Annotated in this window: 14 protein-coding genes; 6 read left to right on the top strand and 8 right to left on the bottom strand. The window is 59.7% G+C overall.

Annotated elements, in window-relative coordinates; translation table 11 throughout:
- Window positions 1-28: 28 nt before the first annotated feature.
- Window positions 29-1,534 carry a PAS-domain containing protein gene (locus ACGKZZ_RS01055; RefSeq protein WP_411221577.1) on the bottom strand — a complete coding sequence of 502 codons (1,506 nt, stop codon included), beginning with the start codon at window positions 1,532-1,534 and terminating at the stop codon, window positions 29-31.
- A gap of 97 nt (window positions 1,535-1,631) precedes the next feature.
- A complete protein-coding gene (regB, locus tag ACGKZZ_RS01050) occupies window positions 1,632-3,020 on the bottom strand; it encodes a sensor histidine kinase RegB (RefSeq protein ID WP_411221576.1) in 1,389 nt (462 codons plus the stop codon).
- Between the two features lie 117 nt (window positions 3,021-3,137).
- Here regB and ACGKZZ_RS01045 point away from each other — a divergent pair, with 117 nt between their 5' ends.
- Both ACGKZZ_RS01045 and ACGKZZ_RS01040 read left to right on the top strand, forming a co-directional pair.
- The gene (locus tag ACGKZZ_RS01045; protein ID WP_411221575.1) at window positions 3,138-3,758 is read left to right on the top strand and encodes an SCO family protein; all 621 of its coding nucleotides are present in this window, start codon (window positions 3,138-3,140) and stop codon (window positions 3,756-3,758) included.
- Window positions 3,759-3,840: 82 nt separating this feature from the next.
- Window positions 3,841-4,395 (top strand): ActR/PrrA/RegA family redox response regulator transcription factor, encoded by a 555-nt coding sequence (locus tag ACGKZZ_RS01040; RefSeq protein WP_411221574.1) that lies wholly within the window; start codon window positions 3,841-3,843, stop codon window positions 4,393-4,395.
- A 9-nt stretch (window positions 4,396-4,404) separates the two neighbouring features.
- Here ACGKZZ_RS01040 and ACGKZZ_RS01035 read toward each other — a convergent pair whose 3' ends face one another.
- On the bottom strand, window positions 4,405-4,998 hold the full coding sequence (locus ACGKZZ_RS01035; protein ID WP_411221573.1) for a hypothetical protein: 594 nt from the start codon (window positions 4,996-4,998) through the stop codon (window positions 4,405-4,407).
- A 125-nt stretch (window positions 4,999-5,123) separates the two neighbouring features.
- Between ACGKZZ_RS01035 and ahcY the strand changes: the two genes are divergently transcribed.
- The 3 genes from ahcY (at window position 5,124) to ACGKZZ_RS01020 (ending at window position 7,766) form a co-directional block, all read left to right on the top strand.
- Entirely contained in the window at window positions 5,124-6,512 is a 1,389-nt protein-coding gene (gene ahcY, locus ACGKZZ_RS01030) for an adenosylhomocysteinase (protein ID WP_411221572.1), read from the top strand.
- 197 nt (window positions 6,513-6,709) lie between these two features.
- Window positions 6,710-7,057 (top strand): CidA/LrgA family protein, encoded by a 348-nt coding sequence (locus ACGKZZ_RS01025; RefSeq protein WP_411221571.1) that lies wholly within the window; start codon window positions 6,710-6,712, stop codon window positions 7,055-7,057.
- A complete protein-coding gene (locus tag ACGKZZ_RS01020; protein WP_411221570.1) occupies window positions 7,050-7,766 on the top strand; it encodes an LrgB family protein in 717 nt (238 codons plus the stop codon). The genes ACGKZZ_RS01025 and ACGKZZ_RS01020 overlap by 8 nt, the downstream gene beginning before the upstream one ends.
- A gap of 49 nt (window positions 7,767-7,815) precedes the next feature.
- On the opposite strand, the gene lysM is transcribed toward ACGKZZ_RS01020, so the two are convergent.
- Window positions 7,816-8,235 carry a peptidoglycan-binding protein LysM gene (gene lysM, locus ACGKZZ_RS01015; protein WP_411221569.1) on the bottom strand — a complete coding sequence of 140 codons (420 nt, stop codon included), beginning with the start codon at window positions 8,233-8,235 and terminating at the stop codon, window positions 7,816-7,818.
- 184 nt (window positions 8,236-8,419) lie between these two features.
- On the opposite strand from lysM, the gene ACGKZZ_RS01010 reads away from it, so the two are divergent.
- Window positions 8,420-8,761, top strand: a complete 342-nt coding sequence (locus ACGKZZ_RS01010) for a DUF2853 family protein (RefSeq protein WP_411222179.1) — start codon at window positions 8,420-8,422, stop codon at window positions 8,759-8,761.
- A 242-nt stretch (window positions 8,762-9,003) separates the two neighbouring features.
- Here ACGKZZ_RS01010 and ACGKZZ_RS01005 read toward each other — a convergent pair whose 3' ends face one another.
- From ACGKZZ_RS01005 to tsaD, 4 genes are read right to left on the bottom strand one after another with little or no spacing between them, the layout of a single operon-like run.
- Window positions 9,004-9,423, bottom strand: coding sequence for an EVE domain-containing protein (locus ACGKZZ_RS01005; protein ID WP_411221568.1), 420 nt, complete (start codon window positions 9,421-9,423; stop codon window positions 9,004-9,006).
- Window positions 9,420-9,695 carry a YciI family protein gene (locus ACGKZZ_RS01000; protein WP_411221567.1) on the bottom strand — a complete coding sequence of 92 codons (276 nt, stop codon included), beginning with the start codon at window positions 9,693-9,695 and terminating at the stop codon, window positions 9,420-9,422. The genes ACGKZZ_RS01005 and ACGKZZ_RS01000 overlap by 4 nt, the downstream gene beginning before the upstream one ends.
- The gene (locus tag ACGKZZ_RS00995; RefSeq protein WP_411221566.1) at window positions 9,696-10,652 is read right to left on the bottom strand and encodes an NAD(P)H-dependent glycerol-3-phosphate dehydrogenase; all 957 of its coding nucleotides are present in this window, start codon (window positions 10,650-10,652) and stop codon (window positions 9,696-9,698) included.
- The gene (gene tsaD / locus ACGKZZ_RS00990) at window positions 10,649-11,719 is read right to left on the bottom strand and encodes a tRNA (adenosine(37)-N6)-threonylcarbamoyltransferase complex transferase subunit TsaD (RefSeq protein ID WP_411221565.1); all 1,071 of its coding nucleotides are present in this window, start codon (window positions 11,717-11,719) and stop codon (window positions 10,649-10,651) included. The genes ACGKZZ_RS00995 and tsaD overlap by 4 nt, the downstream gene beginning before the upstream one ends.
- Between the last annotated feature and the right edge of the window lie 36 nt (window positions 11,720-11,755).

Genomic DNA, 11,755 nt, shown 5'->3' with positions numbered 1-11,755 from the left:
ACGGGTCGCAAGATTGGAAGTCGCGTCTTTAGCCCGAAACGATCTGCAACGCGTCTTTTTCCGGCGAGGACATGCGCAAACTGGCGGCGTTGCAGAACCGTACGAGCGTTGCGCCAAAGCAGATCGGATCCACCCGGCAAATCACCTCGCGCCCGTCTTTGGAGCGCAGTTCGCTGTCCCAGCTGGCGCGTTCCGTGGTACTGGTCACGAAATCGCGCAACTCTGGCCAGACCGGACTTGGGTGGAAGGCGGCTTTCCAGTCTTGCGTGGCGTCGGTGATGGTTGCGTCTTCGATGCAGGTATCTGGATCAACGCTCCACATGTCTTTGTAAGCAGCGTTACACACAGTCAGGATACCTTGCTGGCTGAACACCGCCACTGCGTCATCCATCGCGTCCAGCATGGACTGCATCGTCTCGAGTTCCGTTCGAAAGCCACGGGTCAGGGACACCTCGGCAGTTATGTCGTTGAACAAAAAGGCGATTGCCCCGTCGGGGTAGGGACGGCCAGTCACATCGAATGTCTGTCCTCCGGCCAGGTTCCATGTTTCTCGGAACCGGTCATCGCTGGCGGCGGCGACAAGTTTGGCCATACGTTCGCGCCAATCGTCATAGTTCTTGGGTTCCGGCATGAATTGGCGTTCGCGAAGTTTGTCGAAAAACTCGAACAAGTTTGGCCTTCCGCTCAGAAAATCGACCGGCAGGCCGCTAAGGTCGATCAGCGCCGGGTTGAACAGGGCAAGCCGGCGATCCCTGTCGAAAATCGCCAGACCGGTGGTCAGGTTGGCAAAGGTCTTCGACAGGGTCTGTACGAAATTGCGCTGCGCCTCTTCGGCTTGCACAACGGCGTCAACGCCGGTTGCGAAATGCAGGATGCCGGTGTCGGTCTTTTGCGTTGACACTTCGAACCATCGGCTGTGCCGGGCCGCTTCGCTCGCCAGGGAGACGCGTTTGGCGCGCAAGGCGTTCGGCTGGCCTAGCAGGGTCGAGATGTGACCGGCAAATTCGGATTCACCGCCGTGAGTGTCGGCCAGTTTAGCAAAGGCGTCATTGCCCCACTGGAACTGGCCGTCGCCATCAAGCGCCCATATCGGGTTCGGCGAATGATCGAGTGCGGGCTGCATTTGCTCGATCGCCACTTCGTGACGCCGCGCTTGAAACCATCCTTTCGCGGCGTCGGGCCGGGGAGACAGGCTGACACGCGTGCGGCGACCGACAGGCGTGATCGTCACGTCGGGCCCGTCGTCAGTGCTTGCCGGTGGATCACGCAGGGTTTGCGGCAGATCGGGTGCGATGCGTGCAAGCGCCGATCTGATTTCTTGCCATGTCGGGTTTTTGGATGTGTTAGGCAAGAGAGGCCAGATCGCGGTGTCGGCATCAATCAGGCGCTCGTCTTCGAACAGCATGGCAATGTCCTGAGGACCGGTGGGTGTTGGTGTTGCAGTCTGGCGTCGGGTGAAGAACAGCAGCGTGGTCACTGTCAGACCCGCGCAAGACAGGCCCACCAGAACCGAGATCACCAAAAGAGAATCCATCGCGTCACCTGCAACCAGCTTAAACAGATGAAGTGAACACCGAGATGATTAACGGATGGTTAAGCGCTCGGAAATCAGCGGAGGCATGGTCCATCGCTCAAAGGTCGAACGGCTGGTTCTCTCCGATCCCTTCACCCTTGGCCCTTTCTGGCGGGACTATCGCGTCACGCGGCCAAACCACCTCGACCGACGCCCCGCGTGCGTTGTGTTTGTTGTGGCGTCGCCCGGCGCCATTGGCAAAGCTCAGCGTCGCACCTGACCGCTCCAACAAGGTCTTGGCGATGAACAGGCCGAGGCCCATTCCTTCGTATTCGGGGCGTGATTTACGATCCCGATCAGTGCGACGGTTGCGTACAAAAGGGTCGCCAATTCGCCCGAGCAGATTGGTCGGATATCCCGGCCCGTCGTCCAGGATGCGGATCGTGATTGACGTGTCGGTCCATGTCGCATCGACCCAGACACTTGTGCGCGCGAAATCCACCGCATTCTGGATGAGGTTGCGCAAGCCGTGAATCACCTCGGGAAAGCGCTGCGCATCCGGTGGCGACGACGCTCCGTTATCGGGGCCGCTGCCGTCAATCAGCACGTCCTTGCCCCGGTTCAAATGCGGCTCGGCTGCTTCCCGGATCAGTTCCAGAAGGGGCGCGCTGCGAATTTGCAGGTCTTCCTTGCCGGCCCGTCCCATCGACTGCAAGATATCGCGACACCTGTCCGCCTGTGCGCGGATCAGCCTTGCGTCGTCCTGTTGTTCGGGTCTGTCTTCCAGATCTTCGATCAGTTCTGCGCTGGCCAGCTTGATCGTCGCCAGTGGCGTGCCCAACTCGTGTGCGGCGGCGGCGACGACACCGCCAAGATTGTTCAGCATTTGTGTCCGGCTGAGAGCGAGTTGCGTGGCCACGACAGCGTCGGCGGTGGAGTTCATTTCTTCCGTAACCTTGCGCGCATAAAGCGACAGGAACACGACCGAGATTGTGATGGCGACCCATTGGCCAAACACGAAAACGTCGGCAATGCGCATGATAAAGCCCTGTTCTGTGCGCAAGGGCAGGTGGAAGAACATCATCAGCGTAACGAGTGCCAACGCGGTGGCGCCGATGATGATGGTCGAGCGCAGCGTCATGATCGTGGCCGACACCATCACCGGGCCGAGGATCAGGATGGAGAACGGGTTGTGAAGCCCGCCGGTGAGATACAGCAGAAAACACAATTGCAGCAAATCGAACATCACCATCGAGAAATTCTCGGCTTCGTTCAGACGCTTGTTTTCCGGAAACGCAAAGGTCGCGACAAGATTGCCAAGGACAGACACACCGATCGCCAGATAACACAGGCTGAGCTCCAGACGCAGATTGTAGAATTGCTGCGCCAGTGTGATCGCGGCGAACTGACCGGCGATGGCAAGCCACCGCAGCCAGATCATCGTGCGCAACCGGATAAAGCTGCCGCGTTGTCGCTTTTGCAGAAGTTGGAACTCGGATTGCGTCATCTGCGCCCTTTCGCCACTTGTGTCGGACGGGAAAACCCTTACCTCGTCCAGTCAAGAGCATAAGCACGGCTCTTGCGATGAAAAGCGCTTTGATGGCGCGGTGACAGCGAGGATATTATGAAACGTCTGGCAGTAATAGCGGCGGTGGTGGTTCTGGCCGCATTGGTCGGCGGCATCTGGTATGTTAGCGTGCTCCAACGCGGCGATGATAAATATGCAGAGTGCCGGTCGGTCGCCATTGCCGACGGTGGTAACAAAATCGGTGGCCCGTTCACCTTGGTCAACGGGCAGGGGGAGACTGTCACCGATCAGGATGTCATCACAAAACCGTCACTGGTCTATTTCGGCTACACCTTCTGCCCCGATGTCTGCCCGCTGGATACGGCACGCAATGCCGAGGCGGTCGATGTGCTGGCAGAGGAGGGATATGACGTCACGCCGGTCTTCATCTCCGTCGATCCCGAGCGTGACACCCCGGAGGTTGTGGGCGCATTCGCGGACAACATGCACGAGGATATGATCGGTCTTACCGGTTCGGAAGAACAAGTGAAGGCCGCGAGCCAGGCGTATCGAACCTACTACAAGCGCCAGCCGGGAGACGATGAATTCTACCTCGTTGACCACACCACATTCAGTTATCTGGTGATGCCCGAAGACGGGTTCGTCGAGTTCTTCCGCCGCGACCTGAGCCCCGAAGAGGTGGCCGAACGTACGTCATGCTTTCTTGACGTCTCGTAGTCGCGCATCATTTGGCCGTTGAAGTTGAAAAATTCGCCCGTCATAGTGGCGGATAACGCAATTTCTACGGAAGGGAACCAAGGTGAGCGAGCGCACTGCCGAAGATCTGGGCGAAGACAAAAGTCTCCTTCTTGTCGATGATGACGAACCGTTTCTGCGCAGGCTTGCCAAAGCGATGGAAAAACGCGGTTTCGAAGTCGAGACCGCTCAGTCGGTGACGGCGGGATCCGCAATCGCCACCGCGCGTCCTCCGGCCTATGCCGTCGTCGATCTTCGTCTTGAGGATGGTAACGGGCTGGATGTGGTCGAAGTGATCCGCGAAAAGCGCCCCGACAGCAGGGTTGTCGTTCTGACGGGCTACGGTGCCATCGCAACGGCGGTCGCTGCCGTCAAGATCGGGGCGACAGACTACCTGTCCAAACCGGCCGATGCGACCGATATCACCAACGCCCTTCTTGCAAACGGTGACAACCTTCCGCCACCGCCCGAAAACCCGATGAGCGCGGATCGCGTGCGCTGGGAACATATCCAGCGGATCTACGAATTGTGTGATCGCAACGTGTCGGAAACTGCACGGCGATTGAACATGCACCGGCGCACCTTGCAGCGGATCTTGGCGAAACGCTCGCCGCGGTAACTGCTGAATCTACAGAGCCTTCAAGAGCGTTTCATGACGCGCGGTAAAGTCGTTTCGCACCTCGACCGGCGGGCGCAGCACGATGTGCAGGTCGGCGATCAGATCGCGATCGGGGATGCCGAAAAACTTGTCGGCCTCGGCGCGGCTGAAACCGGCGATCTGGGTGGCTTCCATCCATGCACTGATCCGATCCGCCTTCTTGATCTGTCTCTTGAGACGCGCCGGCGTGACGGCGGGCAGCCCGAACCTGATGTGAATGGCCGCGGTCAACCGATCGTCCAGCGCGCCATAGCTCGGGCCGACAGCGGCCTTGACCGGCGAAATCATGTCTCCGATCACGTATTCGGGCGCGTCGTGAAGAAGGGCCGTCAGCCGCTCTGACGCCGTTGCCTTGGGCGACAAGCGGCTAAACAAGGTTTCCACCAGCAGAGAATGTTCGGCCACGGAATAGGCGTAGTCACCGAATGTCTGGCCATTCCAGCGTGCCACAAACGCCAGCCCGTGCGCGATGTCCGCGATCTCGATATCGACCGGGGTCGGGTCCAGCAGGTCAAGCCTGCGACCAGACAGCATCCGTTGCCATGCGCGTGGTGGTTTCGCCATTGTCACCTCGTTTTTGCGGCTTGGGTAGTGCGCGGCTCGTTCGTTGTAAACCGCCCTGCATTGCCGGAACCCGAACCGCGTGCTACGTGCCGCTGCAATCAAATAGGATAAGCGGAGCGCCGGGCATGGCCAAAGACTACATCGTCAAGGATATCACTCTGGCCGAATATGGCCGCAAGGAACTCGACATCGCAGAGACCGAGATGCCGGGCCTGATGGCGCTGCGCGACGAATACGGCGAGAGCAAACCGCTTGCCGGTGCGCGCATCGTCGGTTCCCTGCACATGACGATCCAGACCGCCGTTCTGATCGAAACACTGACCGCGCTGGGCGCGGATGTGCGCTGGGCGTCGTGCAACATCTTTTCCACCCAGGATCACGCGGCGGCGGCAATCGCCAAGGCCGGCGTGCCGGTGTTTGCAATCAAGGGGCAAAGCCTTGAGGAGCACTGGGATTACCTTGACCGGTCGTTCCAGTTTCCCGAGGGCGCGAACATGATCCTCGACGATGGCGGCGATGCGACGCTTTACGTCCTGCTCGGTGAGCGGATGGAGGCGGGCGAGGACGTGCTGGCCGTGCCACAATCCGAGGAAGAAGAGGTCATCAAGGCGCAGATCAAGAAGCGCATGGCCGAAACCCCCGGCTGGTTCGCCAAGACACGCGACGCCATTCAGGGCGTGTCCGAGGAAACGACGACCGGCGTGCACAGGCTTTACGATCTGCACAAGAAGGGCCAGCTTCCGTTCCCGGCGATCAATGTGAACGATTCCGTCACCAAGTCGAAATTCGACAACAAGTACGGCTGCAAGGAAAGCCTTGTTGACGGCATCCGCCGCGCCACCGACACGATGATGGCGGGCAAGGTCGCCGTTGTGTGCGGCTATGGCGATGTGGGCAAAGGCTCTGCCGCGTCCCTCGCCGGGGCCGGTGCGCGCGTGAAAGTCACCGAAGCCGATCCGATCTGTGCCCTTCAGGCCGCGATGGATGGGTTCGAGGTTGTGCTGCTGGAGGACGTGGTCGACAGCGCCGACATCTTCATCACCACCACCGGCAACAAGGACGTGATCCGCATCGAGCACATGCGCGAGATGAAGGACATGGCGATCGTCGGAAATATCGGCCATTTCGACAATGAAATTCAGGTCGCCAATCTCAAGAACCACAAATGGACCAACATCAAGGAACAGGTGGACATGATCGAGATGCCCTCGGGCAATCGCATCATCCTGCTTTCCGAAGGCCGCCTTCTGAACCTTGGCAACGCGACGGGCCATCCGTCCTTCGTGATGTCAGCCAGCTTCACCAATCAGGTTCTGGCGCAGATCGAGCTGTGGAAAAACGGCGAGAATTACGAAAACCAGGTCTACATCCTGCCCAAGCATCTGGACGAAAAGGTGGCCCGCCTGCATCTGGGGCGCATCGGTGTCAAGCTGACCCAACTGTCAGCCGAGCAAGCAGCCTATATCGGCGTGACCCCCGACGGCCCGTTCAAGCCAGAGCATTATCGCTACTGATATCACCCGACCCGAGCCGGTCGAACCTTGCTCATTCTTAAAAATTTGAAGCCGCCTGCATCACGCGGGCGGCTTTCATGCTGCACGAAGCCTGACATTCGTCTGGCCGCGAGGTCGCACAGAAATGACCTGTGGAACTTCACCGCCAAATTGTATTCCATATCGTGAAATAGCGAAACAGCAGCGAGGGATAAGCGATGATCGGATACTTCACGCTCATATTGGTTTGCCAGCTTGTCGGTGAATTCGTCGTCCGCACGCTTTCCGTCTCGGTGCCCGGCCCCGTTGTTGGCATGGCGCTTCTCTTCATTCTGCTTCTGGTGCGGGGTCGCGCACCAGAAGGATTGACGCAAACCGCCGATGGGCTGCTGCGCGCGATGGCGTTGCTGTTTGTTCCTGCGGGCACCGGCGTCATGATGCATTTCCGGCTTCTGGGCGATGCGGTGGTTCCCCTCGGCGCGGCGCTGGTGGTCAGCACGGCCCTGACGATCATCGTGACGGCGCTCATGATGCGCTGGCTGAGCGGGTTCGGCTCCAGTGAATAGCGTGCAGGAATCCTGGGTCTATCTGAATGCCTCACCGCTCTTCCACCTGACCCTGACGCTGGTGGCGTTCCAAGCGGCAAGCTGGGTTTTCGAAAAAGCGGGGCGGAATCCGCTCCTCAACCCGGTGTTGGGCGCTGTCGTTTTGATCGTCGCAATCCTGTTTCTGATCGGCACGGATTACGAAACCTATTTCGAAGGCGCGCAGTTTGTTCACTTCCTGTTGGGACCGGCGACCGTATCCTTGGCGATACCGCTTTACCGGCAATGGGATAAGGTGCGCGGCTCCGCGCTTGCCATCGGGGCGAGCCTGTTGGCGGGGTCTCTGGTGGCGATCCTCACGGCGATCGGAACGGCGTGGCTGCTGGGAGCTTCGGACACATTGATGGCGTCGATTGCGCCGAAATCTGCAACAGCGCCGGTGGCAATGGCGATCGCGCAGGATTTGGGAGGCCTTCCGTCACTCACTGCGGTGCTCGTCATCGTGTCAGGAATCCTCGGCGCCATGTTCGGGCCGATCCTCCTGAACCTCATCGGAGTCACCGACTGGAGTGCGCGCGGCTTGGCTGTCGGGACTGCCAGTCACGGCATCGGTACGGCCAGAGCCTTGCAGGTCAACGAAACAGCAGGGGCCTTCTCGGGTCTTGCGATGGGGCTGAATGCGATGGCCACAGCCCTTCTCGTGCCGATCATCTGGGGGCTGCTGTTCTAGGCGATAGGTGCGCAAAACGGCCCGGAGGGGTGCTCCGGGCCGGACCGGTTTACTTGTTCTGCGGTATCCGAAGCGTCTGGCCCGGATAAATCTTGTCCGGGTGGCTGAGCATCGGGCGGTTGGCTTCGAAAATCTCGGTATAGCGAGCGCCGTTGCCAAGCGCCTTTTCCGAGATTGCCCAGAGCGTGTCTCCTTTTTCGACGGTGTGAAACAGCGGCTCGTCGGATGTCTCCGCTTCAACGGCAGACACACCTTCGACGTTGCCAACTGCCAGAATGACCTTCTCGCGCTCTTCCTGATTCATTGTCCCGCCAGAGACGACGACCTTGTCGCCATCGACCTTGATCTCGGCGCCCTTGGTGTCGAGCCCAAGATCGCTCACTTCCTTCTTAAGCGCGGCCGGTGTCGGCCCTTCCTCCGCGCCGGACAGTTTGCGCCCTGCGGTCTTCATGAAATTCCAAAGTCCCATCTATCTCTCCTGTCGGTCATGTTCCGCTCCAGCATTGAGTGACTTTGAGGTCAATGCCAGTGGCAAATTGTACATCAGAGCGCCAAAACCGTATTTTTCGTTGCTCCAAGCAGGTGTTTTTGCCACCTTTGCGCGCAACGGAGGGCTGCTCCTCTGGGTGACGCAAATCATTTGGGAGAAAATCATGGGTAAACGAGACGAATTGATCGAGCAATATGCGGACGATTTGAAGAACAAGTGTGGCATGACGCCGGACATGGATCTGCTGACGAAAGTGACGATTGGATGCGGACCGGCGATCTATAATGCAGATGCCGCAACGGTCGCCGGTTCTCAGCCATCAGAACTGGAAACCGTCAAGGACAACTTTCTGATCAAGAAGCTCGGCCTGAGCGACGGGCCCGAATTGATGACAGCGATCAACTCGGTCATCGAAACCTATGGTAAGTCAGAGCGCAACAAATACCGTGCCGTGGTTTATTACATGCTGACCAAACATTTCGGCAAGGAATCCGTCTACGGCTGATCGGCACCGGTAAGAGTGCCACGGGCGCCCTTTTCCGGGGCGCCCTTTTCGTTTCGAATTGAACAAAATGCGTTGGATTAGTTGTTTGATGCGAGTCAGCTTCCGAGGTAGATTTATGGGGAAGGTCAGGATGGCCGAAACCATATTCAGTTGACGCGCGTGGTGACTTGGGAGCGCGGGGACGGGGGGTTTCGGCGCAAGCCGCGACCCCCCGTACATTTCTTGCTCAGCCATCAGGCACCTTAAGCGGAAACACCTGCCAGATCACATACAATACGCCACTCTTCAGCCGAAACTGGCTGAACGGATAGCCGCGAATTGTTCACCAGCACCATTTCCGACAGACGCTCGTCTGCCTTGATCTGGTTCAGGGTCACGGGTGTTTTCACAGGCTTGATCGCCTTGATATCCACGCACTCCCAGCGATCATCATCCGTTGTGCTCTCGGGATGGGCCTCTGCGATCACCTCGACAATGCCGACAATCGCCTTCTCCGTCTGCGAGTGGTAAAAGAACCCGCGATCACCCACCGACATGTCGCGCATGAAGTTGCGCGCTTGATAGTTCCGCACACCGTCCCACTCTTCACCGGCGTCGCCCTTGGCCACCTGTTGGTCCCACGACCATGCCGACGGTTCGGATTTGAAAAGCCAGTATTTCATCTCTGTATCACTCGCTTCCACGGGATCAGATCAACCGTCTGGAACAATCCCGCCTTGGCATAAGGATCATTGTCGGCCCAGGTCCTGGCCGCCGCCATATCCGCGACATCCAGCACCACCAGAGACCCGATCATCTGGTCATCCTCGTCCAGCAACGGTCCTGCCTGCTCGACCACACCAGTCGCGTCGATATAGGCCAGATGCGCGTCTCGGTTGGCTTTGCGCGTTTCCAGGGCGCCGGATCTGTCTCGGGCAATCAAGGCGACAAGCATTCATTCTTCCTTCAGTGGACGAGTCATGAGATCGCCTATGGCATCGGAAATCGTGGTCGATCCGTCAAGCAAATGTGTGACTGTGCGCGTCAAAGGAACGTCGAGCCCCCGTTTGTCCGCTATATCCGCCATCGCGCGCGCGGTTGCCGCGCCTTCGACTGTGACGTTTGGATCAAACGGCTTGCCTTGCCCCAAAGACAGGCCCAGCCGGTAATTGCGCGACAGGTCCGAGGTGCAGGTAAGTGCCAGATCCCCCAGACCCGACAGACCCATCAGCGTGTCCGTCCGCGCGCCAAACGCTGTGCCGATACGTTGCATTTCCGCAAAACCACGGGTCATCGTCGCGGCACGCGCACTATCTCCAAGCCCCGCGCCGATGACCGCACCGCAGGCGATCGCAAACACGTTCTTCAGCGCGCCGCCCAGTTCCGCGCCAATCGTGTCGGTCGTGCGGTAAAGGCGCAGCGTCGGTGTGGTGAGCTGATCCTGAAGCCTCGCGCCGATCCGCGTATCCTTGCACGCCAGCGTCAGCGCGGTCGGACGCCCGATCGCGATGTCGGTCGCAAAGCTCGGGCCTGTCAGGATTGCAGTGACCGCGTCCTGCATGACCTCGCCAATAACGCCGGTGGGGCCTAGGCCGGACGAAAGCTCGATGCCCTTGCAGCAGGCGACGATGGGAACCTTGGGCAATGCGCAGCTGCTTAATGCGGCGCGCACCTGTTGCAGCGGAACGGCGACGAGGATCACATCGCTTGCAGCCAGATCGCCGATCTCGCAAGTGACGGACAAAGTGTCAGGGAATGTTGCATCAGGCAGGTAGGCCGCGTTGATGCGCTGCTTTGCCATGTCGTCTGCCTGCGCCACCGACCGGGCGCGTAGTGTGACGCGCTCGCCGGTCTTTGCCAGTGCAATTGCCAAGGCGGTGCCGAACGCTCCCGCTCCAAAGACCCCGATCATGCTTTTGCACCCTTGCGCCCGCCGCCCAGTGCCGCCGGCGCGCTTTGATCCAAAGGCCACCTGGGGCGGGCGGAAAGTGACAGATCGTCCGCTCCGGTTTCGGCAAAAATCTCGGCCCCCGCATAGGCGATCATTGCGGCGTTGTCGGTGCACAGGGCCAGCGGCGGCGCGATGAAGGGCAAATCACGCGCAGCGCTCAGAGCCTTCAGCGCAGCGCGCAACTCCGTATTCGCGGCAACACCGCCAGCAACGGCAAAACCGGTAATGCCGGTCGAGGCGTCCAGGGCGCGGCGGGATTTTTCCACCAAAACATCCCGCACCGCAGCTTGAAATCCGGCGCAGAGATCGGACACATCTTGCGGATGAAGCCCGCCCTGGTCGGCAATCAGCGCATCGCGCTGGCGCAGCAACGCGGTCTTCAGGCCCGAGAACGAGAGATCGCATCCGGCGCGATCCAGCAGGGGGCGCGGAAAGGCGAACCGTGACTCGTCCCCACTCAGAGCGCTTCGCTCAACCGCCGGTCCGCCGGGTTGGGTCAGGCCAAGCAGGCGCGCGGTCTTGTCAAATGCTTCCCCAGGCGCGTCGTCGATCGTGCTTCCCAGCCGCGAAAACGCGGTCGGTCCATCGACACGCAAGAACTGGCAATGTCCTCCGGACACCAGAAGAATGAGATATGGATAGCCCACATTGTCGGTCAGGCGCGGTGTCAGCGCGTGACCGGCCAGATGATTGACGCCAATCATCGGCGTGCCAGTGGCAGCCGACAGCCCCTTAGCCATCATCACGCCCGACAGCACCCCCCCGATCAGGCCGGGGCCGGCAGTCACGGCAATGACGTCGATGTCGTTAAGGGTCACCTTCGCATCATCCAGCGCACGCTCGATACACAGATCGAGCTTCTCGGCATGGGCGCGCGCGGCGATCTCCGGAACGACACCGCCATACGCAGCGTGCAGGGCAGTTTGATCGGCGACGACAGAAGACAGGATGTCTCGCCCGCGCACGATCGCGGCTGCGGTGTCGTCGCAACTGCTCTCCAGACCCAGAACGGTGATTTCCTTGTTCATCCGACTTTCCGTTGCACCTATGGGTTGAAGCAGATA

The organism is Marivita sp. S2033 (assembly GCF_046592965.1).
Lineage (GTDB): Bacteria > Pseudomonadota > Alphaproteobacteria > Rhodobacterales > Rhodobacteraceae > Marivita.
Note: the sequence above shows the minus strand (reverse complement) of the source record. Positions and strands in the feature narration are given on the sequence as shown.

Bases quoted from the DNA above. Each gene is read 5' to 3' on its own strand.
- ACGKZZ_RS01000 (WP_411221567.1), bottom strand. From the start codon at position 9,695: ATGCTTGTCGCCTTGATTGCCCGAGACAGATCCGGCGCCCTGGAAACG.
- tsaD (WP_411221565.1), bottom strand. From the start codon at position 11,719: ATGAACAAGGAAATCACCGTTCTGGGTCTGGAGAGCAGTTGCGACGAC.
- ahcY (WP_411221572.1), top strand. From the start codon at position 5,124: ATGGCCAAAGACTACATCGTCAAGGATATCACTCTGGCCGAATATGGC.
- ACGKZZ_RS00995 (WP_411221566.1), bottom strand. From the start codon at position 10,652: ATGATCGGGGTCTTTGGAGCGGGAGCGTTCGGCACCGCCTTGGCAATT.
- regB (WP_411221576.1), bottom strand. From the start codon at position 3,020: ATGACGCAATCCGAGTTCCAACTTCTGCAAAAGCGACAACGCGGCAGC.
- ACGKZZ_RS01025 (WP_411221571.1), top strand. From the start codon at position 6,710: ATGATCGGATACTTCACGCTCATATTGGTTTGCCAGCTTGTCGGTGAA.
- ACGKZZ_RS01045 (WP_411221575.1), top strand. From the start codon at position 3,138: ATGAAACGTCTGGCAGTAATAGCGGCGGTGGTGGTTCTGGCCGCATTG.
- lysM (WP_411221569.1), bottom strand. From the start codon at position 8,235: ATGGGACTTTGGAATTTCATGAAGACCGCAGGGCGCAAACTGTCCGGC.
- ACGKZZ_RS01035 (WP_411221573.1), bottom strand. From the start codon at position 4,998: ATGGCGAAACCACCACGCGCATGGCAACGGATGCTGTCTGGTCGCAGG.
- ACGKZZ_RS01055 (WP_411221577.1), bottom strand. From the start codon at position 1,534: ATGGATTCTCTTTTGGTGATCTCGGTTCTGGTGGGCCTGTCTTGCGCG.
- ACGKZZ_RS01010 (WP_411222179.1), top strand. From the start codon at position 8,420: ATGGGTAAACGAGACGAATTGATCGAGCAATATGCGGACGATTTGAAG.
- ACGKZZ_RS01005 (WP_411221568.1), bottom strand. From the start codon at position 9,423: ATGAAATACTGGCTTTTCAAATCCGAACCGTCGGCATGGTCGTGGGAC.